Genomic DNA, 23,499 nt, shown 5'->3' with positions numbered 1-23,499 from the left:
CAATTTATGACAACTGCGATACCATGGTGGGATGATCCTTTGTGCTTCGTGCAGGCTATTAGCTAAACCATGCTGTCCACTGCCCCTTCTTCGTTTCGCCCCAAAGCGCTTTGCATCGACTTGGAAACGGCCCGAAACGATGCTCTTCAGCTATACAAACTGGCAGCTTGGCGTGCCGATACCGATCAAAAGGTGGTCAGCGACAAGAAGGTCGATTTCACCGCCTTGCGGGCACCCCTCGACCAGTTGGCAGAGGGAGCGGCCTTTGTATTGGGGCATAACGTCCGGCGGCATGATCTGCCGGTACTGAAGGTGTTGTGTCCGGACCTGAAGCTGCACGCACTACGGCTGGTTGATACGCTAGAGTTGTCGCCGATCGCGTTTCCGGCAAACCCTTATCACCGGCTGGTCAAGGACTACAAGCTGCAGCGTGACAGCCGGAATGATCCATTGAAGGACGCCAAGCTGGCGCTGACCCTATGGTCAGATCAGTATCAGGTGATGCAGGGGCTGCAGACATCCCAACCTGATCTGCTTGCGGCTTATCATTTTCTGCTGGGAGAGGAGGGGCTGGATGCTTTCTTCACTACCGTGCGGCGGGCCTTTGCTCCCTCGGCCGAATGGTTCATCACGAGTATCGGTTCTCTGGTGCAAGGCAAGGTCTGTCCGCAGCAACTAAACGAACTGTTGCCGTTGTTGCTGCATAACGACGTCGAGCGCCGGGTGTTTGCTTACACCTTAGCTTGGCTCGGCGTGTCTGGCGGGAATTCGGTGCTGCCACCGTGGGTGCGGCTGACCTATCCGCAAGTGGGCCGGCAAATACGCCGTCTGCGTGACACCCCTTGCGATCGTCCCGAGTGTCCGTTCTGTTCCGAGTACCTCGATGTTCGGCGCGAACTGAAGCGCTATTTCAATTTTGATGGATTTCGCCCGTTGCCTACCACGTCGGAGGGCGGCTCCTTGCAGGAGGCCATTATCAGGGCCGGCTATGCCGGTCAGTCCATTCTGGCGATCCTGCCAACGGGGGGCGGCAAATCGATCTGCTATCAGCTGCCGGCCCTGTCACGATACTGGCGCAACGGCGGTCTCACGGTAGTGATCTCGCCACTACAGTCACTGATGAAAGACCAGGTAGATAACCTGATCAAGGTGGGGGTGCTCAGCGCCGCCACGTTGAACGGGATGCTATCGATGCCGGAGCGCAAAGAAGTGCTGGAGAAGGTCCGGTTGGGCGATGTCAGTATTCTCATGGTGTCGCCCGAGCAGTTCCGCAACCGAGCCTTCATCGACGCTATACGCCAGCGCGAGATCGCCGGCTGGGTGTTCGACGAAGCCCACTGCCTGTCGCGCTGGGGGCATGACTTCCGCACCGACTACCTGTACGTGACACGTTTCATCCGCGAGCACTATATGGAGAACCTGGCTCCGGTCTGCGCCTTCACTGCCACCGCCAAGCAAGACGTGATCGATGACCTGCAGGGCCACTTCCATACTGCCTTGGGATTGGAGCTGAAGGTGCTGGATGGCGGGGTGGCGCGGCATAACCTGCACTACGACGTGATCGAGGTCGAGGCGGCGGCCAAATGGGTAGAGATCCAGAGCCTGCTACGCCATGAGCTGGCCGATGGCGGCGGGGCGGTGGTATTTGTTTCGAGGCGCAAGAGTGCCGAAGAGATCGCTGATTTTCTGCAGAATCAGGGATGGGCGTGTGAAGCCTTTCACGCGGGACTCGATCCCAATGCCAAAAAGGAAATCCAGCACGACTTCATCGCCGGGCAGATTCAGGTCATCGTCGCCACCAATGCCTTCGGGATGGGGGTGGATAAGCCCGACGTGCGGCTGGTGGTGCACGCCGAGATTCCGGGTTCGCTGGAAAACTACCTGCAAGAAGCTGGACGGGCAGGGCGCGATCAAGGGGCGGCGCGCTGTGTCTTGCTGTTCTGCAAGGACGACGTGGAAACCCAGTTCGGCCTGGCGGTGCGTTCCCGGCTGACCCGCCAGGACATCGCTGGCATCTTGCGCCTGCTCAAACGGCATGCCGGTAATACCGGTGGGGACATGGTGCTGACCAGCCGCGAGATCCTGCGTTTGGACCCAGAGACTGATCTGGCCATCGACGATGAGGCGCCCGATGCCGACACCAAGGTCCGCACCGCGTTGCACTGGTTGGAACAGGCGCAATTGCTGGAACGGAACGAAAACCAGACCCAGGTGTTTCCTGGCAGCCTGAAGATCAATTCACTCGAGCAGGCGAAGGTGGCCCTGGACCGGGCCCAGTTACCTCAAGCGCGCTACGATATGTACCAGCAGGTGCTGGAGTACCTGATCAACAGCGACGAGGACAAAGGCGTCAGCACTGACGACCTGACCCAACACTTGGGGGTCGGGCTGGAGGAGTGCATCCAGAGCCTGCGTGGACTGGAAAAACTTGGCCTCCTCAGCAACGACATGACGATCACCTGTCAGCTGCGCAAGGGCATCGCCGATGCCTCGACGGATCGCCTGGAGCGGCTAGGGCAACGGGAACAGGCCCTGATCGATCTGATGCGTGAGCACGCCCCGGATGCACAGGGTGAATGGCTGGAAATGAGCCTGCGCGCGGTATGCCAGCATCTGCGTGACAGCTGTGGTGTCGACGTTCTGAGCGAGCAGGTGATGCAACTGCTGCGCTCGCTGGCCCGCCCCTTGCCGGAGCGCGATGTCCAGAACCGCCGCGAATTTCTCCAGATCAGGCTGCTGCGGCGGGAAGTGCTACGTATCAAGCTGCTCAAGCCGTGGGAGTCGTTGGAAATGCTGGCCCAACGGCGACGCACCGTCGCCCAGTTGCTGTTGCAGGAGATGTTGAAACGCGTGCCGGACAGTGTACGCGGCGCCAATGTGCCGGTCTCGGTGCGCATGGGTGAACTGGCTGACGCCCTGCTGCAGGATCTGACGCTGGCTGCCGAGTGGAAGGGAGATGTCGATCGTGAATTGGCGGCGGTCAACGCCGGCCTGCTGTTTCTGCACGACAACAACGTGCTGGTGCTGGACAAAGGCAAGGCCATCTTCCGGGCGGCGATGACCATCCACCTGAACACCGACAGCAGGGGCAGGGGCTTTCGCGACAACGACTACGCCCCGCTGCGCGCCCACTACCAGGACCGTACGCTGCAAATCCATGTCATGCATGAGTACGCCCGGTTGGGACTCGCCAAAATGGCCGACGCGCTGGCCTTTGTCCTGGCCTATTTCAGCCTGCCCCGACTGGACTTCATCCGCCGCTACTTCGCCAACCGCAAGGAAGAATTGGAGCGGGCCACGACCCAAGAGTCCTACCAGGCCATCGTCAGTGACCTAGGGAATCCGGAGCAGGCTGCCATGGTGTGTGCGCCGGACAACCGAAATCTGCTGATCCTCGCGGGGCCGGGGTCGGGCAAGACCCGTGTGATCGTACACCGGGTCGCCTACCTGGTGCGGATCAAGGGCGAGTTGCCCGAGCGCATCCTGGTGCTGGCGTACAACCGCGCCGCGGCTGAAGAAATCCGCGGGCGGCTGGCCGGCTTGCTGGGCCGGCAGGCGTGGGGCGTCACGGTGCTGACCTACCACGCGTTGGCCCTGCGCCTGACCGGTCGCAGCTTGGTCGGACTGGCCGACAAGACGGGAGAAGACCTGTTCAAGGGCGTGCTAGACGACGCCATTGCGCTGCTGACTGGCCGCCACCAGCCGCCTGGCCTGGATGACGGGGACAGTCTGAGGGAACAGCTGCTGGGTGGCTACCGCTATATCCTGGTCGACGAGTACCAGGATATCGACCAACAGCAATACGAGCTGATCAGTGCCTTGGCCGGACGCACCCTGGAAGCCGAGGCCCAGCTGACCCTGATGGCTGTCGGCGATGATGATCAGAACATCTATGCCTTCCGCGCGACCAGCAATGAATTCATCCAGCGCTTCACTCAGGATTACAACGCTCACGTGGCGTACCTGATCCACAATTATCGCTCCACCCACCACATCATCGATGTGGCCAATGCACTAATCTCCCCCAATCCGGAACGGATGAAAACGGCCCACCCGGTACAGATTGATCGGGCCCGGAAAAAGCATCCCGCTGGTGGTAGATGGCAGCCCTTGGACCCGCTCACCCAAGGACGGGTCCAACTCCTGCTGGTCGGCGCGTCGACACTCGGGCAGGGACAAGCCGTGGTCGCCGAAATCCGCCGCCGGCGAGAGTTGGATGCCACGCTCGATTGGGGCGACTTTGCCATTCTGGCGCATACCCACGTCCAGTTAGAACCGTTCCTGGCTTGGTGCGAAACGGAGGGCATTTCGTATCAAAAAAGAGGCCAGGCCACTAACGGCCAACCCTCACTGCATCAGGTGCGGGAAGGCAAAGCGCTGATCGACCGGCTGCAAGCCGCCTCTGGACCGATTGCGTTGGCCGGGCTGGCTGCCGAGATCAGTCAGTGCAGTGACGCCCACCCGGACAACGATTGGCTGGCGCTGTGCGCCCAGTTCTGCCGCGAGCAGCATCAGCTGTGGGGTGACGAGTCTTTGCCGTCGATCACCTTGCTGGATGCGTTCTACGAATTCAGCCGCGAGGCGCGGCGAGACAAGAGCGGGGCCTTGACCCTGTCGACGGTCCATCAGGCCAAGGGCGGGCAGTGGTCGCAGGTGTTTGTGCTGGATGGGGGCGACTGGAACCGGGCGACACCCGATGAGCGCCGCTTGTACTACGTGGCGATGACCCGCGCTGCCGCAGGGCTCACGCTGTGCTGGAGCCAACCGGGGCGACATGCCTTCCTCGATTCGTTGCGCCATCACTCGGCCACGGTCCTGCTGGACGCCACGTGGCAACCCGATGCCCCCGAAGCCTGGCGCCGACGCTTCGTCACGATCGGGCTTGATGGGGTTTATCTTTCATTTGCGGGTAGGAAATCTTCATCTCACTCAGTCCATGCGGCATTGGCCCGTCTACCGCACGGGGCGCCCCTCCAACTGCAACAGGTCGATGGGCGCTGGCAGTTGCGTGATGAGCACGGGGTATTGTTGATCACCCTGGCAAAACAGTTCGTAATGCCAGCGGGCGACATTCTTGAGGCTCGTCTGGACAGTATGGTGTGGAGGCCACGAGAGCAGGGCGACGAGGGCTTTCAGTCGCAGATCGTCTGCGAGGGCTGGTGGGTGCCGTTGCCGCGGGTGGTGCTACAGCCACCGGCATAACGAGCCGATCAGACTATCTATATATAAGGTGTCCCGTTCTACAGGAGGCGGGGAAAGGTTTCCCTCTCCGTGACACGGTCTCACGGCGACACGATCCGGAGCATGGGGGCACCGTCCAGGCTAGCTGGCCATTGCGAACCGTTTCCTGAGATGGACAAGATGCCCGTTATCACCGGGTTTTCAGGTGGCGTGTGATCGATAAAAAACGGGCTGGTGCTATCCAGCGGTCTCCTGAAATGGCTGAGAAAAAATAGGACATCTGCGGAAGATAAATTTTTAATTATTTTTCGAAAACACTCGATGGTGTTTTTTAAATATTGATGAGGGGGCTGCACGTATTTATTGTGCGCCCGGTAGTGAGTCAGTTTGGCGACCGTGTTTGAGCTCTATATCAGGAGAGAGTATCGCTCCACCGGGAAGATGTTTTTATGGTGGTGCTGTTGCCTGAATGACACACGCCAAAACAAATTGGCACGATGAGAAACAGGGGGTTGACAGTGCCGGCGACTGTCGGCAGAATTGAACCGTACCCCAGTCGAGCTGCCGACTAAATCGCAGCCTTTCAACCCTCGCCAGCAATGGCAAATCTAGTCAGCTGATTTTTTGGCCGGACTAGAGTAGCAAACCTAAGCTTATTGTCTTCGCATGCTGACAGATATAGCTTTTCATCTGTGGCGTGCATTCAACCTGCGTTCAACGCGCCAGCTTCAGGCCTGATTCGCGCATTTCATAATGCGCGAAAAATATTGGCCTACACTCCCGCTGATTCCAACCTAAACACTGACCCACTCGATGGGATTACTCATCGATCTACCACGCATCGGTAATCGGAATACCCGACCTCCCAGGCCCATACCGCCATGTTTTTCATGGCCCGCCGTGGGCGTCTGCCATTCGCGGGCACCAGGAGTGAACCGTAAGCGCTCTCGTGGCGCAACGTGCGTGAAACCCACACCGGCCTCCCCTGTGACGGTCGCGGCCCGTACCGGCCGAAATTCGGTACCCATCCCAGCGCGAGCTGGCCCGCAAGGGGGTCCGACGAGGATCGATCATTCGTTTTGAAGAAACACGTCGCCCGGCCGCTGGGCCGGGCATCCAGATTTTTTCAAATAAATGCTGTGTGAGGGTTGAAATGATAAAATCCAATGTGGTCAAACATAAAAATGTTGGCCCGAATCAGGTTGATACGCAGAGTAATACTCGCCTTGGTGATCTTAAGCGGCAGCTGGCAGAAATTCTGAGGGAGAAGGGCCGAACTCATGCCATTAAGGCCAAAAAAATCAGTAACGCCACGTTGAAAAAGCGTAGGGATGTCCTCTACATGCTTTTTAATCAGTTGAGGGAAATGGGTTATAAACTGCAAAACATCATAAATATTAGGCCGAAACATATTCAGGCGCTGTTCAAACGCTGGGATGAGCAGAAGCTGAGCCCGTCGACGCTGCAGATTCGGCATTCTATTTTGAAAACTTTTTTGAAATGGATTGAAAAAAAGGAATGTTGCCACCGCTGGCAACGCTGGTTTCGGAGCAATCCAGGGTGCGTCGCAGTTATATAGCCATGGAGGATAAGAGCTGGTCTGCTAAAAATATCGATGTGTATGAAATTATTCGGGAGATTGCTCAGTTTTCCCCTCGCATTTCAATTCAGCTTGAACTAATTATTCTCTTTGGTTTGCGGGTGAGAGAGGCGGTCATGTTCCAACCGAATTGCTGCGTGACGCTCGATGGGAATGAGGTCCGGCTCGTAAAAGGAACGAAAGGTGGGAGACCACGCAGTATTCCTGTAGTCACGGATCAACAGAGGCGTGTGTTGGCGAGAGCACAGGCCTTGGTCGGCCAGGGCGAGGGTCACCTCGGAGACCCGACCAAAACGCTCGCACAAAACATTCGGTCGTTCCGTTACGCCTTGGAGCGGCTTGACATCTGCAAGAAGGACTTGGGCGTCACGCCGCACGGGCTTCGGCACCAATATGCTAACGATCGCTTTGAGTCGTTGACGTATGGTAAAAAAACCCCGGTACGAGGAGGCGTACGAGGGGAGCTCCCTCCCGATGAGGAAGCGGCCGTTCGACGCAAGGTCTCCGAGGAGTTGGGACACTCGAGGATTCAAATTACCACAGCATACTGTGGTTCTCACCCCCGCTGCTCCAAGTCGGGATCGGGTTCTGACTCCGAGTAACCCCTAACCGATAGGCGCCCCAGGCCAGTATCTGAGGGGCGCCTATCGTAATGTTCAAGTTTTTGTATGTGCAAAGGCGGGGGGAGCTTGCCTTTTGATCGCATTTCAATGCAAAAATGACGATTATATTGATCGGCATGCTTTTTACTTTGGCGAGAGTAGCGGCCTGAACGTCTGCGCACCCAAAGCCCGACATTCGCTTAGCTGACACACCCCAAAAGCGCCATTGAGTTTCCATCTGTCGGCTACGGGGAACTGACATGGAAATCCCTCTCTGGGCCAAGAGCAGACATCCTCGGGACAGTCAGAGCCGCCATTCGGATGACTGCTTGGGTCAGACACCTGCCGGACAGCCTACGCGTGCAATTCGGCCTAAGCTGACATACGTTCTATGCAGCAACAGCGGCTGCTTTCAATCAGAATGCAGCCCCGCCGTTATTACCACTTGTAACTCCAAGCCCTCAGTTGTTAGCCAAATTAATTACCGACGCCACCGCTTTGCCCACATCCACGGTGGTGCCTTGCCCCCATATCCGGAGTGTGCGGGACAACACCGTGGCGCTGTGCATCTCGGCCGACGCCTTGCCCCATATCCGGAGTGTGCGGCCCTTCCGCCAGTACCGTTTCAATTGCACTCATGACGGCGGTGGCAGCTATCCGGATAGCCCAGATGTTCAAGCATCATCGAACCGGCCCAGATCTGGCCGATCGGGTTGGCGATGCCCTTGCCGGCAGGCTGCCATTGCGGCAAACCACTCATCCCAGTACGGCATTGAAATCGAGATACCGTTCGACTTGGTGACTGAGGTCACGTGCTTCTTCGGCCGCTGCTGCGCCAGCTCAAAAGCGAACTTCATGATGCGGTCGGTACACTGACGGGTGAACACGCTCTCCTGTATCACGAACTCGCGCTCGGTGCCGGAGAACATCTTGCCACCCAAGCTGGAATACTCGCCTTCGGTGTTTTCGCGCACCACGTAGAAATCGATATCGCCAACCTGACAGTTGACTAACGGTGGCGGGATGCCAGGCATTAGCCGCACCGGGTGCAAGCTCACATATTGGTCGAACTCTCGCCGGAACTTCACCAAAACGAACCCCACAGCGAGATGTGGTCAGGTACCTGTGCTGGCCAGCCAACCGTACCGAAGTAGATTGCGTCGTGCATGCCAATCAGTACCTTCCAGTCTTCTGGCATCATCACGCCATGCTTGAGATAGTAGTCGCAGCTCCAGTCGAATTCGTCCCATTGGAACGCGATGCCAGAACTTGCTGGCCACCACGTCGAGCACGTGCAACCCTTCCGGTATTACTTCTTTACCAATGCCTTCGCCAGGGGTGACGGCAATTCTCCTTGATATTTGTCTCTGGGCAAGCGCTGCCAAGCAGCGCTTGGAGGGGCTTATTGGTCGGTGTACATCTCGGCACTTCGGACGGAGTTTCGCAGCGTCCCAATTCCTTCGACATACACCTCAACAGTACGGGTGAATGCTACGCTCGGTTTCGGCCGTACTACGATCGCGCCGCTGGCGTCCGAATTTGCCAAGCTGCATCCCATGGTAGAGATGCAGCTCGAGGTGACCGACAAGCCCATCGATCTTGTCGAAAGCGGCGTCGATATGGCGATTCGCTTTGGCGCGCTGCCCGACCAGAGGCTCAACGCCAGATGCCTCATGTCGAACCGGAGGTTCCTGTGCGCGTCGCCGCTTTATCTGGAACGGCACGGCACGCCGGGGACCCTTGCCGATCTCACAAACCATCGCTGCATCATCCATCGCCAAAACGACGATGCGTATGGCATCTGGCGCTTCATGCGCGATAAACACAGCGAGGTCATGAAGGTACATGGGGCAATGTCGAGCAACGATGGCGATATCGTCCTCGGCTGGGCACTCGATGGCCACGGGATTTTGATTCGATCAGAATGGGGTCTTGCGAAGTATTTGGAAAGTGGCAGGCTGAGAGTTGTGCTACCGGACTTCACTCTCCCTTCAGCGGACCTGTTCGTCTACTACTCAAACCGACGCAACCAGACCGCTCGCGCAAGAGCATTCATTGATTTTTTGATTGAGCATTTTCGCAAGCCCTAGCAACGACGGTAAAGCGACTTGATTTGCTTGTGTTAACTGGCAAAGCCCTTGGGGTCGTGCCAGATCAGGTTGCAGTCTGCAGGTAAACTGGCATCGATCGCTCACTTATCCCAATGCAGGGAACGATAGTCAAAATCGGCCGGCCGTTCGGGTTTGATAATCTGAAAGTACGGTGAGATGTCGAAGTCGCGCGGGGTATAAAGGCTGTAGTTTCGAATATGCAGAATGTCTTCGTAGTACGAAGCCCGTCCCGGATGGTCGACTGGTACGTGGCGCACTTCCGGCAGGATAGGGTAGCGAATACTTTCAAACAATTGCGCAATTAAGGTTGAGCAAATTGCTTTCGTAGGGTCTCCGGCACCTAGCGCGATCATCCTGCGCCGCCACCGGGTCGGGACAGGAGGAGCGGGCAACAAGTAGCGTGCTAAATCGAAAACGTTCTTGAGGTCGTAGCTTTGTCCCACTCGCGCCAACGCGCTTGCGATCATGTGATCAAGATCGCCCCTCATGAGCTTCTCCGGCCGGCAGACACGCGTGTGTAAATGGGCGTAGGCAGAAAGCGGCACTAACCGGACACCTGTCTGTACATCCACCTCGATCAGCATCGGTGTATCGGTACCGGTAACTTGGCTGGCGCAGGTACCGACATAGAACGCCGCGTGCGACCAAGTGGACTGGGTCAGGTATTTGATAGCCATGCTCAATCGAGAGTGTCCCTCCACCAGCAAAACATCCCCTGGCTGAAGTATCGCCACCAATTTCTCGGGTGGAATCGTGGCGACAGGCGCGTATGACTTCAGGGGTTTGCTGAGATAGCGTGCAAGTGCACGTCCAATTGTGCGGAGTATGTAGTCAATCATCGGCAATCCTGGCCAATCCATGTCTCAGTCCTCAACATCTTTGTGCATAAAGCGCAGGAATATGCATATCTGGTCTTATTGTGACCGTTAATCTTCACCTCGTTAAGGGGCAGAAAATCACCTCGACTTCAGTAGACACTTCTGGCCAAGGTCTTGCTGGTGCCTCATCCATCGGGACACATTCCGACCGCTATCGATCGGTGAAGTGCCAAAAGCTTCCCTTCACGTGTCTGGCGTCAATCACTGGTGTATAAGCCCAGTACCTCCTTGGCCTGGCCCTTGAGCTTGTGTGTCGGCTTAGGAAACGTCAAACCTTTGTCGAAAAGCGCTAATCCATTATCCAGGCATAGGCCGCTTTGTTGGCCTCGTAATATCCGCTGGAAGCGGCTTCCAGATTGCCGTGGTTACAAATCGTGATATCCCCATGGCACAGCTGATCAGTTTGCGATTTTGCAGCAAAGTGGCGGCTTTATCTTCGGCCACATGAGCGCTCAAGGTGATCATCGAAGCTTAAATGATATCAACTGGCTCCCGCACGACTACTATTGGAAGAGAACGAACCCATGAACTACTAAAGCGTCAACTGGCACCGCTGTCTGCGCGTCGCCACAGTCTGGTTTTTAAAGTGGTCCGTGGTGGTACCACTTGCAAAATAAAGGTTTGAACGATGGGACAACCTCGCTGGAGTGCTGCCTGGAGTGTTGTGATGATCGTCCGGAGCCACCTTTTTCTTGTCGTACTGATGGCAGTGGTCCTCAGTGGCTGCGTCTCACTTCCGCCAGGGTCAAATTTTGCAAAAATGGCTTCCTTAGCATTGGCTCATCCTGAGGCGACCCGGCTTGGCCGACAGTTTGAACGTGTAACGCGCGAGCATAATGGCAACTCCGGATTTCGCATCATTCCGGTTGGCGCCGACGGGTTCCTGGCCCGAATGCAAATGATTAATGCTGCAGAACGAACACTCGACCTTCAATATTTCATTTTTCGCGGGGATGAAACGGGTCGGCTGCTTACCGGGGCGGTGCTGCATGCGGCCGATCGCGGGGTACATGTGCGTGTGCTGATCGACGATGGTGAAACTGAGGCAGGGGACGAGCAGATTACAGCGCTTGAAACGCATCCCTCTGTTGAAATCCGAATCTTCAACCCATTCGTGTATCGCGGCCATTCTATGCTGTTTCGATCTATCGAATTCATGTTCAATGCCTCTCGGCTCGACTACAGAATGCACAATAAATTGCTCGTCGTGGATAATGTAATTGCGCTGATTGGCGGGCGAAATATCGGTGATCAATACTTTCAGATCAACCCTGAGTCCCAATTCGCTGATGACGACGTATTTGCCGCTGGCCCGATCGCCCAACAGCTCTCGGCAACCTTCGATATATACTGGAACAGCGCCTTGTCGATTCCGGTTCAGGCTCTTTCAGGTGGAAAGTCGTCAGATACCTTAAACAAGCATCGCGAGGTATTGAATGAACAGCACCAGCAGTTGAAGGAGGGTGGTGTTGACTATGTGAAGCGGGTTGCGACCGGTGAGCCATTTGACGGGATGCTCTCCGGCGGCCTGCCGCTGACTTGGGCGCCCGCGCAACTAGTCTACGACAGCCCAGACAAAAAGAAAGTAGAAAAAGGCGCGATGGTGGGCCGGCTGATGCAGCGGACGGTGGCCAATGCCACTCTCGCAGTGCAATCCGAGCTGCTGATGGTTACGCCTTACCTGATACCCGGAAAGGAAGGCATGCAGTTGTTTAAAGACCTGCGCCAACGCAACGTACGTGTCCGCATCCTGACCAGTTCACTCGAATCATCTACGGTGTTGCTGGCGCATTCCGGCTATATGCATTATCGGGTACCCCTACTTGAGAATGGCGTGGAGCTCTATGAGGTCCGTTCACTTCTGGGGAGCTCCAAGGGCAGCGGTCAAACGGCGGCACTATCGCGTTATGGAAATTATTCACTGCACGCGAAACTGTTTGTATTTGACCGCCAGAAATTGTACATCGGATCAATGAACTTCGATCAACGCTCGATGCATCTTAATACCGAGATTGGCTTGATTATCGACAGCCCAGCGCTTGCCCAGCAGATTGCTATGCGTTTCGAAGCCATGACGCAGCCTGTTAATTCCTACATGCTGGCATTGCGGCCAAACGAAACGGGGAGGGCGCCAAGTTTGGTGTGGTTCACTCAGGAAAACGGCAAAGCCGTTGAGTACAACAGGGAACCGGCCCGGAGTGGCTGGCAAAGAATCAAGGTCAATATGCTATCGTTGCTGTCACTGGATAAGGAGCTATGAAAATACGATGCACAATGGGTTTGATACTGATGCTGGAACTCTTGCTGATCTCTGTTGCGCGTGCGGAGCCCCCGACAAAGGGGCAAATAGAAGTCAATTTTCTGCTCGGCTAAATCGAGGGGTCCGGATGTGAGTTTTATCGCAACGGCACGTGGTATGATTCGAGAATGGCACAAGTGCATTTACGCGACAAGTACAAATACCTGGTGGCAAGAAATCTGATCAATACCACCGAAGACTTTATTGAAAGGGCTGCCACGGAAAGCAGTTTAAGCGGTAAACCGTATGCGGTAAGATGTAATGGCGGCGCTACGGTGACGAGTAAGCAATGGCTGCGCGACGAACTAGCGCGGTTTCGGACATATTAATGACAGGGTACCCTTGTGCTATGCCCAAGCTCAAACAGCTGGATGGTTGGCCGGACGCTCCGTTGCCTCAGGGGCAACTCCGGTGAAGCCAAGCTCGCGCAGATTGATCTGATCGACAAAGGCATCAACAATCCGCACCGGATTGCCTTCGCTGACATAGTCATCAAGCTGCGCAGGCAAAAGAGTGGCCCGCGACTTGTTGTCCCCCTGCACAAACCGTACTATTGTTCAACCCTCGCCATGCCATTACGGACATCATAGTCTTGGTGGCGGTTTCACACAGTCTCCGGCCGCAGCGATCATCTTTGAGCTAGATACGGCCAAATTCTCGCCACGTTTTGACATGCTCTGGGCCAATTCCGGTCATTCTGGCATGCAGAACCGGCCGACTGCTTCCAGAACATAACAGAGCGGACGCTCCCCCTATTGACCCCGCGGAACATCAACGATAATTGGTCCCGATTCCAATCCTCGCTTCAAGGGCATTTCTTTAGACTCAGATGGAAGACTAGGGCTCCGCCCGGGGCGGCATCCGTAGTGTCCAAAGACGCCATTGCCTCGCCGGCCCGTAGGTCGCCATCGAGGCTTAATGTGATGCTAACATTAAGCATGGCTGCCGTGCCACACCCTATCCGTTTCATTTGTCCAGCACCAATGTTTTCCGTAAACAAATAATCACTTTCATGCGGACCTTTTATTTTTCGTTTGAAAATGCGGCCGTGTTCGTTGTCGTGTGGTCCCAAAAAATATTGAACGTCGAGTTCGGTTTCTTGTTTCGCTACGAGTTGTGCAAAGCCCCGGTAATCGACCTTGTAAACACCGATGGAATAATTCGTCGGTAAATTTAGCGGGGACGAAATGTGGCAAATTTTTCTTTGCATTCCGCCAATTGAATTACCTCTGCTTTCGACGGTGAACTGGTCAAATAAAATGCTCAAAGTTGTGCCATCGGGGGACGTGATGACGGAGTAGCTTCCATCTGGACAACCGTTGGTTTCTTGGGCCAATGTTGGTAGGCCGACAAGCCATGTGCACGCGAAAATACTTCGCATAATCCATTTCATAGAATTTACCACTCAAAAGAGTGGCGGCGCTTGGCTCCAAGCGCCGCCCGATATTTGCTCAGTTGCACTTGCGCCATTGCAGGTGGTAAATGATGGCCGCATTGACGTCTTCGGAGTCGATCGAGGCCATGGCTTCTCTGTTCGAAACCGTGTTCACTCTCATGCTCGAGTTCGTGCGCAGGTTAACGTCCGCGCCACACCCCGACCAAATGATCGACTCAGCAGTAAGCTGGTTGCTGATCAAATAATCTTCATCGATGGGCCCGCGAAATTTTCTTTGGAATGCCGGGCCTCTAGTGCCTGCGAAGAAGTATTCGACGTTGAACTGCGAGGTCGCCGATTGCGGCAGGTGATTAAAGCCACGAAAATCGATTTTCAGGATCGATACGCTCAGTCCTTGAGGCACGTGTACGGGGATGGCGATGTTGCAGCTCTTGCGGTCAAAGCTTTTGCTGGTCACACCACCGACGCTCACTTGGTATTGGTCGAATAGCAAACTCAAAGATTTTGCATCCGGACTCAATGTGACAGATACTGTGCCGTCCGGACATCCTGTCCCACCGTATCCGGGCTCACCCAGGGAAATGTCATCGGCGTATACCGTTGCACTGAGTACCAGTGTGGCCATTAATAGGATGATTTTTTTCATATTGAATCTCCTAGTGTTCATAGTCCTGTTTGCGTCAAATTGCATTGACCCGTAGAAGTTCAGGTCTGAACTCTCCAGTTCAATTCTGATTGCCGTACTAGGCCTTATCGCCCTTTGCCGCATTTCTCCATCACGCATTGCCATGGTCAGATTTTTCGTATTAGTGCATGTCGGCTCGGCTGATTGAAGCTTATGGAGAACAGCCTTTGTCATCTGTCTGCTGGCGCACATAATCAACCAAATGCAATCGCAGGAAGAAAGACAGGGCGGTTTCTAGAAACAAGTGCAACACCATGGCCTGATATGGTATTGCGATGAGAAACCGCTACGAACACCCCTCGGCCGAAGAACGGGCCTGGCTCCTGCAAATGCGTGATCAAGGCCAAAGCCTACGGTGGATTGCACTTCTACTATAGTGCTCACCCAGCACGATCTCCCGTGAGGTGCGGTGTCTGCCAGCGGGCTACGATGCTACCTTGGCAGGCCATCAGGCCCGCCAGCTTCGGCAACGGCCCCGCCGCCAGCGCACGTTGGCCGAACACACCGCCTTGTTCAAAACCGTCACCACCTTCCTCAAGCAAGGCTGGTCGCCCGAGCAGATAGCAGGCACACTCAAACGCATGTGGCCCAATGATCCTTCACAGCAGGTTTCTCACGAGACCATCTATAACGCGCTGTATGTCCTACCGCGCGGCGAACTACGGCGTGAACTGATTGCCGAACTTCGCCAAGGGCACAGTAGCCGTAAACCCCGTTCGCAAGGCGTCGATCGCCGAGACTCCCTGCCTGACATGCTGAGCATTCATCTGCGGCCACCCGAAGTGAACGACCGTCTGGTGCCGGAACACTGGGAGGGCGACTTGATCAAAGGGGCCGCCAATCGTTCTTCGGTCGGCACCCTGGTCGAGCGCTCAAGCCGGTTAGTCCTGTTGGCCAAGATGGATAATGCAACGGCCGAAGCGGCGTTGTAGGGATTCTCCACCGCGTCCGATACCGTCTCACATGCGCCAAAGTCTGATCTACGATCAAGGCAAAGAGATGACCCGCCCCGCGGAACTAGAGATGACCGTTTACTTTGCTGACCCACACAGCCCCTGGCAACGGGGTAGCAATGAGAACACCAATGGCCTACTGCGCCAGTATTTGCCGAAAGGCACCGACCTTTCGGTTTACAGTCAGGAACAGCTGGAGGCCATCGCCTACAGCCTGAACACGCGCCCGAGGAAGTCCTTGGGATTCAGAACGCCGTTGGAAGTGTTTGCCGAATTGCTGAGCAAGACGCATCCGGATGCACCGGGGATTCATTAACCGTTGCTCTTGGTCTTTGAAACCGCTAGGTCTTTCCAATAAATCATGAAATTGGACTCCATGGGAGCCTATTTGTAGAAAGAATATCTGAAATAAATACGCTAAGTTCGATGAGAGAAAATCGTGTCCGTATCGACTGCGCAGTCGAAATGAATTCCCGCTAAGTCTGCGCTAGTAATCGAATGCCGGCTATGTGCGTTAGCAGACGGATGGGGAAGGAGAAAAGCCATAATCTATAACTGTTGTAGCCAACATATGTGCAATACCTTCACTTTGATTGTGGCTGCTTGAAACCAGCATGGTCTTGATGAAGAGAAATGTGTGTCTGGCAATCTCTGTCCTTTCTCCATTCCAAACTTCACTACATGAAGGGACAAGAACAGGGTCGAGCTACGGTGCGACTTGGCAAGACGTAAGTCTCCTGGAGCAGGCTTGATGTACTCAAAACGTAATGTGTTAGAAAGAGGTAGTCCCATGAAAACGATACAGCGATTCGCACTCAGTACAGTTGCCGCAGCAATGCTGATCAGCCTAGGTGGTTGTTCAGGCATGTCGCGGCAGGGTCAGAACACCGCTATCGGCGCTGGCGTTGGTGCCGTTGGAGGGTCCGTTCTTACGGGGGCAGTGCGGCCGGAACCATAGGCGGGGCGGCCGTTGGCGGTATCATTGGCCACGAAATCAAGCAATGATGAACTATGTGCGTCGTGCCAAACCAGCCAGTACGTCGAGAACGTTCTGAGTCCTGATCTCTCAGCCGTCCCCTACCACCTTCTAGACTGACTAACACAGTCATGCGTGATGAAGCTCAGCGAGGCTGTACAACTTCATTGGACTCTTAGATATCTGTGGATTTGTAGCTGGCTACCGCATGGGGAAACTAGAGAAGAAGAATGAATAGAAATTCGTTACCGGTGTTACTAAATTGGCCTATGCCCAATTTTGAGGGCAGGCCGAGTGGTGCCAACGATTTATAGCATCGGATCTATTAAGTTTCATGTGAATCAAGGAGTGTTCATGATGAAGGCCATTCATTCTTTAATGCTTTCAGGAGCCGTCTTTGGCGTCCTGTTGGGGATGACTCCAGGGGTGCTGCAGGCAGCCAGTGAAGTGCCGATTGATATGTCTGCCGTACAGTTGGAGCCGCAGCAGCAAAACGGCATTGTCTATCTATCAGGAGGCATCGGCTTGGATGAGTCACTGGCCATCAAGCAGGCAAAGGGCTACAACCTGCATATGACTTTTTCCCAAGGTCCTGGCAATGAATATCTGGCTGGTATTGATGTTGATATCAAAACGCAGGGAGGTCGTTCCGTGCTGTCACTGAAGCAGGTAGGTCCTTTTGTCTACGTAAAATTACCGGTGGGTAAATATCTTATTGCCGTCGGACGTGATGATAATAACCAAAGCCGGACTGTCATAATTGGAGGGAAGTCGACTCGTGATGTGAATTTCCATTGGAGTGGCGAGCACTAAGGTTTAGCAGCCATTTTAAAATTTCTGAAATTTATGAAAACAAAACGGCCGTTATCAAGGGTTTGCCCATGCCATTAGTGATGTGGGGTTTGGTCTCTTGCCTAGTAAGCCAAGTACAAGGAGGTCCGGAATAGAGTGATATTGATTATTGCCGGCCGCTATTATCCGAGTAGCAAGCTATGCCCGGGGCCCGGACGATTGAGTGTGAAGCAAGCTGGCACTGATACTGACGCATTGGTCAGTTGAGTTGTGTGAAACACAACAGTTCGAAAGGCTAGGCATCATCCTGATGCAATGCATATCTCCGGCAATGCTGTAGGTAGCCGGCCTCATGTTCCGCAATTAGTTGTACTACGCTTTCCCAAAGCCAGTTCGGGGCGGCAACGGTCTTGGCGTAATCAAGGCTGAGGTCGGCACGCCAACGGTCCCGGGCTGTGTCGTCCATCTGGCGGGCGTGAGCGTGGCCCACCACGTATGCCAAGTAACGCGCTACAGATGTTGCGTCTTCCAAGGCTAGCTGATCAATCTCCAGTTTCAGATCCTGTGGCAACAACTCCCGCACGAATACTCCATGGTCCATAAACCGTTGGGCCAACATACGTTCGCCTAGTGCTGGACACAATTGTCGGGCACCCTCGACCACACGGTATGCGTTGTCGCGCGGCAGGCTAACATGGTTGTATCGCGGAGCGGCGCCCTTAACCGCCTCCTTGATGTCTATCAGGCAGTATTCGCGGTTATTCTTGCCTCCCACGCCCAGAAGTACCGCATAACGTAGCAGCCCCAGGGAACTGCAACCTTTGACCCAGTATGCAGCGTCCAGTACTTCAACTCGGTCATCGTCGCTACGTGACTTGAGTGTTGTTACCAGTTTCAGCACATCTGGATTGGCAAACAATTCGGCAATGCCTCTTTTCTCGTCAAGGGACAAGGGCCAGAATTTTTTCCCCAGCGGTATGGTTGGCCGCATATCGACAATGCGTTCTTTTGCCAGCTGTTCCCACGACCGGTCAACCGCCTTGCGCATCACCCATCGGACGACGTTTGGTCGGAGTACGTGTTCCTTGTCTGGGCCGGTGACAAAGGCCTGTTGGTAGCCCTGCATCATGTGTTCCAGCATGTGGGCCGTCACCACGCCCGGCAGGCTTGAACCCCGCGCAGCCGTGGCAAGCGACAACGCAAGCCGAACCAGATCATGTGCAGGGTTGCCGATAATGGTCTGGTCAAAGTCGCGAATTTCGAGCGCTACATTGCCATCGACATCACCGAGCGGACCGATATTTCCAACGTGACAATCTCCGCATATCCACACTGCCGGCCCCTTAGGGAGCGCATGCCCTCGCTGGCTGTGCAGCCATTCGTAGAATTGCACTGTATTACCGCGGACGTAGGCGTGCGGTGAGCGGGCCATTTTCTTGTTGCGGAGAGTGCGCAACAGCTCATGGCGTGCGTCGTGTGTGGGTAGATTCATTGGGGGCGCTCAGATCAATATCGATGTTCAAGGCGAAGAGTTGAAGTTGCCACCCACAATGCGGCCGTTTTGTTCGGGTAGACGCGCATTTTGCTTCTGCCTGATGCTGATCTAGCAATGGAGCGGGTGCAGGGTCGATACCGGGGCATGCAAGTCAAGCGTCTTGTTCCCCTGAGAGGTCACTTTCTCTGCCTGGTCATGTTCTTGGCAAGCCAGATCAGCAGCGGGCCTGCACATTTTGAGCGCGGCTTATCGGGACGGGTAAAGAGCACTTGCTGGCTGATTTCTGCATCAGAGCCCATTTGTACTATAAAGCATGCAACAAGGCAGAAAAGCTCGCTATAACATTGCTTCAGATGTCAGAGTTAGGTGCTGAAACCGGCTAATTTGAAATGGATAATTTCAATTGAATTTCCTTGGCGTGTTGATTGGTAATCATCATGAATATTACATTGAGTATCGGCCCTTTGCTTTCATTGTTTGCAGGTGTTCTGATTTTAGTCATGCCGCGTCTGCTCAATTACATTGTTGCGATATATCTTATTGTCATTGGCTTACTTGGGCTATTAGGTGCGGGCAATCTGCACCTAAAGTGATGGTCAACGAGCGTATTCCTGGGGGATTTGTTGCTAAAATTAATGCCCCCTTCGACCGCGACCAGCTTAGCAGTGGGCATCCATTTTAGTGACAAAGGCGTTATTAGGTTAATCCATAACGGTTTATGTTCCCCATGTGATTGGCTTGTTTCCCTTGAGCGAAGTTTGCATAAACTCTAGAAAAGGTTGGGCATGCTGAGCGAATGATACCGGCTGTACTACTTGGGCTTCTTTGTCATCGGCATTACTATCGGTATCTTTTTGAGGCGGCGCTGTATTGGTGCTGTTGTTACCCAGCCTGATGGTACGCTGCAAATTTTCAATAGCAGCCGGCATCTGCTCAACCGTCAATATCCCTTTTGCTTGTGAAATATCCTTGCCCAGAAGGGTCAAAATGTTTTCTGCATCGCTTTGGAACATCATGATATTTCCGGCAGCTGTAGAATGGAAAGTAATCAGCATGATATTTTTCCTTCATGATGGAAAGCCAAACTGGGTGGATCTCATCCTTACATCTGGACTGGAAAATCCTTCGGCCTCCTGGGGTGGCTGCAGATATCAGGCATCTCCGGTGAGGGGCGCGCGATCACCTTCTGTTTATTTGAAACGAGCCGCCACTTTCTCTATTGCTTTACTCATGTCGTCCCAGACTTTTTCCACCCCGTCCTTCATATCCTCCCAAGCGTTTTCGCCGCACTCACCCATCTCCTCGAGCATCTTGTATGCTGCTGCCCGCTTGCTTTTCAGGCTTTCCAGCTCATTCTCGTAGTTGATCCGAGCATCTGCTGTTGCCTTTTGGGCTTTCGCACTCAACACACCAAGCTTCGCATCCCATTCCTTGAGCTGCGCCTCCAGTTTTTTCCGATAAGCCTCTTTTGTCGCCATGACGACTCCTTTGCGATTTCTTCCACTGCGGTTTATATAACAGCTCCTCAGAGTGACCCGTTGCCATGAAAAAATGGACCATGATTGCAACTCTCAAGGATGCACCACCTGCTTGAATATGCGAAAGATGGTCTCTGTTCAACACGGTGGTCAGGGCAAGGAGCTGTTTTTACAGTTTACATATTTAACTTGGATATTTTGGTGCCCTCCAGCGTGAGATTCGCCATCAATCCGTTGTTGGTCAGGGCGAAGCCAATGACCGGTTGTTGCGCCGTATTGAGGTCGATATCGCCGTTGGCCCCCATTTTCAGCAGCGCGACAGAGGCATCAGCCCCCACTGTCCACCCCGACCCGGAGAGAAACTTGTTGAGTGCATCTTGGGTCATGAATAGGAAAATGATGGCTTTGGATTGTGCGCCAATCTGCCAGCCGAACGAGGCGCTCGCCGTCTGGTAGTAGCCTGCTGTTTTACCTCCGACTCGCAGAGCCCCCTTGCCATACTCCCCGCCCACCATCAGGCCCGCCGCGATCACCGAAGGGAAAATCAGCACCCCATGGGCTTTTGCCACCAGGGCTCGGGAGCTGGGAGCGTTGCTGTATAAGCGCGTTAGCGTCGAATCGTAACCGGCATCGATCTCCCGCATTTCACCAGCGGCATTCGTTGATCCGGTGGATTTTGCGCCGCCCATCATATGGCCGTCGGTGGTCGTGCAGCCGCTGGCCAGCAGTGACAGCGCGGCTACTAACCCAATACCTAACTTTCTTGCTTGCATATTGTCCTCCTGTTTGTATCAGGGTAAGACCAGCGAGGGTATTCCAAACGCTGGGGTATTGAAGCGCACCACGCCCTGGCAGAGCGGGAATGGCTCGCTTTGTTATAGCAACCTGGCACTGCTATTGATATCGACGCTGAAAGCGTAGGGTATCCAGGCTAAGTGCATCTGTTATCGATTTGCTCGGTGTCTACGACTGGGTGTCTGTTGAAAGGCAATCAGAGCAATGCGCTATATCCTGCCCAACAACCACAGGATGAGCAGGATCACCAATATCAACCCAAGACCACCGCTGGGACCGTAACCCCATCCTCGGCTGTGGGGCCAAGTGGGAATAGCGCCGATCAGCAGTAGAACCACGATGATCAGCAGAATGGTTCCTAATGTCATTCCATGTCTCCTAACTGTGAGTCGTAGCAGCGCAGCGTCCGAGAAAATTCTCGCAGCGCATCAATGCCGCTTTCCTCGGCACGCCGGCACCAGTCTTCCAACTGTTTCACCAGTTGCTCCTTCGACGTGGTGGACCGGCTCCACAGGGCAGTAAGATCCTGCCGCATCGCGTAAATGGTGCTCAACACGGTGCTGGAATGCAGGGCCTGTTCAAGGGCGGTGCGTTCCTGCTCCGGCAATGTCCTTACCCTCTTTGCAGCCAGAGGCTGACCAGTACCTTGGAGTCTTTCCATTCGGGGGGCGTACTGGTCCGCAGGCTGCGAATTTCTTCTACGGCGGTTCGGTGCAGGGATTTGGCGAACTTGGCCAGTACGTCGTAACGGTGAGTGATGACCGCCTGCAGGGTGTCCACGTCGCAGCAGGTCTTGGATGTGTTGTAGCGGACTTGGGACGCAACCTTGCATACCTTCGCCAGGTGAAGCCTCTCCAGGATTCGGATGTACATCCAGCCGATGTCGAATTCCCACCACTTGCTGGACAGCTTGGCGGAGGAGGCATAGGCGTGGTGGTTGTTGTGCAGTTCTTCGCCACCGATCAGGATGCCCCACGGTACGACATTCCTTGAGGCATCGTTCGGTGCGAAATTGCGGTAGCCCCAATAGTGGCCAATACCATTGACGACGCCCGCTGCGAAGAACGGAATCCAAATCATCTGTACTGCCCACATGCTGAGTCCGATCGGACCAAACAGGATGATATCGATCCCCAGCATGAGGCCAATACCAAGCTGGGTGTGCCTCGCGTACAGGTTGCGTTCGATCCAGTCGTCGGGGGTGCCATGGCCGTATTTCTCCAGTGTTGCAGGGATACTGGACTCCAGGCGATAGAGTTCGGCGCCCTCGAATAGCACTTTCCGGATGCCATAGATCTGCGGGCTGTGGGGGTCTTCCGAGGTTTCGCAGTGGGCGTGGTGCTTGCGGTGGATGGCGGCCCATTCCTTGGTGACCATCCCTGTCGTCAGCCACAGCCAGAAACGGAAGAAGTGGCTGGCAATGGGGTGCAACGTGAGCGTGCGGTGTGCTTGGTGCCGGTGGAGAAAGATCGTTACCGACGCTATGGTGACGTGGGTCAGGCCCAGCGTCACCAGCACATAACCCCACCACGGTAGATCGAGCAGGCTCAGTCGCATCACCAGCTCCTTCACAAAACGACATGATGACCACCCTTGCTATTGGGAGTCACTTGCTTATCTCTGTTTTTAATATTAGTTAAACAAAGAAAGTTATCTGTACGCTATCGCACCCAGAGCCACAATTTCTGGTGGTAGACAAAAAAGCTCGTCCTCCAATGCCAGCGCGGCAGTTCGGCTCTACGACGGCACAGGTGGCCAGGGTGGGGCGTAGCTCTGAATCTCCGTTACCTGTGGGCTGGTTGGTGATGCCCTCGATTGACTATCCCGTGACAAGTTAATGTGCGGTTTGTACGCCAGCGAACGGAAACGCTTGTTGATACGGCGTACTTTTGAACGACAACCCCAGATGGTCGCAAATCAGTCCACTCGAGCTGTTTTCGTCAAACAGTCAAAGGAATTGTCATGAAATACTCGATCCTGTTTTCAGCCGTACTGATTGCCTTGGCGTTAAGTGCGTGCGATAGACCAACTCCAGTTGTCGTGACTTCTCCACCGGCGGCTACCGTTCCCGTTCCCGGGCCTGCTGGCCCGACCGGTGCCGCAGGGGCGAGCGGAACAACGGGATCACCTGGTTACAGCGGTGCCACTGGGGCCACCGGGAGTACAGGAGCCACCGGGAGTACAGGAGCCACTGGAGCCTCCGGCTCTATTGGGGAGACCGGCGCAACTGGGGCTACTGGTGAGCGTGGCAAAACCGG

Annotated in this window: 20 protein-coding genes and 1 pseudogene; 9 read left to right on the top strand and 12 right to left on the bottom strand. The window is 54.8% G+C overall.

The annotated features are described in order from the left end of the window. Positions 1-69 precede the first annotated feature (69 nt). From ABKF58_RS16100 to ABKF58_RS16090, 3 genes are all read left to right on the top strand, one after another. Positions 70-5,202 carry a RecQ family ATP-dependent DNA helicase gene (locus tag ABKF58_RS16100; protein ID WP_482581958.1) on the top strand — a complete coding sequence of 1,711 codons (5,133 nt, stop codon included), beginning with the start codon at positions 70-72 and terminating at the stop codon, positions 5,200-5,202. A gap of 1,132 nt (positions 5,203-6,334) precedes the next feature. After that, on the top strand, positions 6,335-6,760 hold the full coding sequence (locus ABKF58_RS16095; RefSeq protein ID WP_482581956.1) for a phage integrase N-terminal domain-containing protein: 426 nt from the start codon (positions 6,335-6,337) through the stop codon (positions 6,758-6,760). Beyond that, entirely contained in the window at positions 6,700-7,383 is a 684-nt protein-coding gene (locus ABKF58_RS16090; protein ID WP_482581954.1) for an integrase domain-containing protein, read from the top strand. The genes ABKF58_RS16095 and ABKF58_RS16090 overlap by 61 nt, the downstream gene beginning before the upstream one ends. A gap of 674 nt (positions 7,384-8,057) precedes the next feature. On the opposite strand, the gene ABKF58_RS16085 is transcribed toward ABKF58_RS16090, so the two are convergent. After that, complete coding sequence (locus ABKF58_RS16085) at positions 8,058-8,417, bottom strand: isocitrate/isopropylmalate family dehydrogenase (protein ID WP_482581953.1); 360 nt, start codon at positions 8,415-8,417, stop codon at positions 8,058-8,060. A 450-nt stretch (positions 8,418-8,867) separates the two neighbouring features. Here ABKF58_RS16085 and ABKF58_RS16080 point away from each other — a divergent pair, with 450 nt between their 5' ends. Continuing rightward, on the top strand, positions 8,868-9,473 hold the full coding sequence (locus ABKF58_RS16080) for a LysR substrate-binding domain-containing protein (protein WP_482581951.1): 606 nt from the start codon (positions 8,868-8,870) through the stop codon (positions 9,471-9,473). Between the two features lie 101 nt (positions 9,474-9,574). Here the strand turns inward: ABKF58_RS16080 and ABKF58_RS16075 are convergent, their stop codons facing one another. Continuing rightward, entirely contained in the window at positions 9,575-10,333 is a 759-nt protein-coding gene (locus ABKF58_RS16075; protein WP_482581949.1) for a YiiX/YebB-like N1pC/P60 family cysteine hydrolase, read from the bottom strand. Between the two features lie 706 nt (positions 10,334-11,039). On the opposite strand from ABKF58_RS16075, the gene ABKF58_RS16070 reads away from it, so the two are divergent. Next, complete coding sequence (locus tag ABKF58_RS16070; protein ID WP_482581947.1) at positions 11,040-12,632, top strand: phospholipase D family protein; 1,593 nt, start codon at positions 11,040-11,042, stop codon at positions 12,630-12,632. A 167-nt stretch (positions 12,633-12,799) separates the two neighbouring features. After that, entirely contained in the window at positions 12,800-13,000 is a 201-nt protein-coding gene (locus ABKF58_RS16065) for a DUF5329 family protein (protein WP_482581945.1), read from the top strand. 30 nt (positions 13,001-13,030) lie between these two features. Here ABKF58_RS16065 and ABKF58_RS16060 read toward each other — a convergent pair whose 3' ends face one another. From ABKF58_RS16060 to ABKF58_RS16050, 3 genes are all read right to left on the bottom strand, one after another. After that, on the bottom strand, positions 13,031-13,213 hold the full coding sequence (locus ABKF58_RS16060) for a hypothetical protein (protein ID WP_482581943.1): 183 nt from the start codon (positions 13,211-13,213) through the stop codon (positions 13,031-13,033). A 263-nt stretch (positions 13,214-13,476) separates the two neighbouring features. After that, on the bottom strand, positions 13,477-14,064 hold the full coding sequence (locus ABKF58_RS16055; protein ID WP_482581941.1) for a DUF4360 domain-containing protein: 588 nt from the start codon (positions 14,062-14,064) through the stop codon (positions 13,477-13,479). A 58-nt stretch (positions 14,065-14,122) separates the two neighbouring features. Beyond that, on the bottom strand, positions 14,123-14,713 hold the full coding sequence (locus tag ABKF58_RS16050; protein WP_482581939.1) for a DUF4360 domain-containing protein: 591 nt from the start codon (positions 14,711-14,713) through the stop codon (positions 14,123-14,125). A gap of 314 nt (positions 14,714-15,027) precedes the next feature. Between ABKF58_RS16050 and ABKF58_RS16045 the strand changes: the two are divergent. Both ABKF58_RS16045 and ABKF58_RS16040 read left to right on the top strand, forming a co-directional pair. Further along, positions 15,028-16,021 (top strand): annotated as a pseudogene (locus tag ABKF58_RS16045) (IS30 family transposase). A 1,014-nt stretch (positions 16,022-17,035) separates the two neighbouring features. After that, positions 17,036-17,494, top strand: a complete 459-nt coding sequence (locus ABKF58_RS16040) for a hypothetical protein (protein WP_482581937.1) — start codon at positions 17,036-17,038, stop codon at positions 17,492-17,494. 274 nt (positions 17,495-17,768) lie between these two features. Here the strand turns inward: ABKF58_RS16040 and ABKF58_RS16035 are convergent, their stop codons facing one another. Beyond that, the gene (locus tag ABKF58_RS16035) at positions 17,769-18,965 is read right to left on the bottom strand and encodes a DUF2252 family protein (protein ID WP_482581935.1); all 1,197 of its coding nucleotides are present in this window, start codon (positions 18,963-18,965) and stop codon (positions 17,769-17,771) included. A 440-nt stretch (positions 18,966-19,405) separates the two neighbouring features. On the opposite strand from ABKF58_RS16035, the gene ABKF58_RS16030 reads away from it, so the two are divergent. Further along, the gene (locus tag ABKF58_RS16030) at positions 19,406-19,561 is read left to right on the top strand and encodes a DUF3096 domain-containing protein (protein WP_482581934.1); all 156 of its coding nucleotides are present in this window, start codon (positions 19,406-19,408) and stop codon (positions 19,559-19,561) included. A gap of 123 nt (positions 19,562-19,684) precedes the next feature. Here ABKF58_RS16030 and ABKF58_RS16025 read toward each other — a convergent pair whose 3' ends face one another. The 6 genes from ABKF58_RS16025 to ABKF58_RS16000 all read right to left on the bottom strand — a co-directional run bounded on the left by ABKF58_RS16025 (position 19,685) and on the right by ABKF58_RS16000 (position 22,798). Further along, complete coding sequence (locus ABKF58_RS16025; protein ID WP_482581932.1) at positions 19,685-20,023, bottom strand: DUF1840 domain-containing protein; 339 nt, start codon at positions 20,021-20,023, stop codon at positions 19,685-19,687. Positions 20,024-20,158: 135 nt separating this feature from the next. Next, entirely contained in the window at positions 20,159-20,446 is a 288-nt protein-coding gene (locus tag ABKF58_RS16020) for a sll1863 family stress response protein (RefSeq protein WP_482581930.1), read from the bottom strand. A 176-nt stretch (positions 20,447-20,622) separates the two neighbouring features. Beyond that, positions 20,623-21,219 (bottom strand): BPSL1445 family SYLF domain-containing lipoprotein, encoded by a 597-nt coding sequence (locus tag ABKF58_RS16015; protein ID WP_482581928.1) that lies wholly within the window; start codon positions 21,217-21,219, stop codon positions 20,623-20,625. A gap of 231 nt (positions 21,220-21,450) precedes the next feature. Continuing rightward, on the bottom strand, positions 21,451-21,609 hold the full coding sequence (locus ABKF58_RS16010) for a DUF3309 family protein (RefSeq protein WP_008952645.1): 159 nt from the start codon (positions 21,607-21,609) through the stop codon (positions 21,451-21,453). Further along, a complete protein-coding gene (locus ABKF58_RS16005) occupies positions 21,606-21,848 on the bottom strand; it encodes a DesA/ISL3 alpha bundle tail domain-containing protein (RefSeq protein WP_482581926.1) in 243 nt (80 codons plus the stop codon). Before ABKF58_RS16005 ends, ABKF58_RS16010 begins: the two co-directional genes overlap by 4 nt. Before the next feature lie 5 nt (positions 21,849-21,853). Then, on the bottom strand, positions 21,854-22,798 hold the full coding sequence (locus tag ABKF58_RS16000; RefSeq protein WP_482581924.1) for a DesA family fatty acid desaturase: 945 nt from the start codon (positions 22,796-22,798) through the stop codon (positions 21,854-21,856). Between the last annotated feature and the right edge of the window lie 701 nt (positions 22,799-23,499).

Source organism: Pseudogulbenkiania sp. AW2-16 (assembly GCF_056824575.1).
The sequence above is the reverse complement of the archived record's forward strand: the minus strand, read 5'-3'. Positions and strand labels throughout refer to the sequence as shown.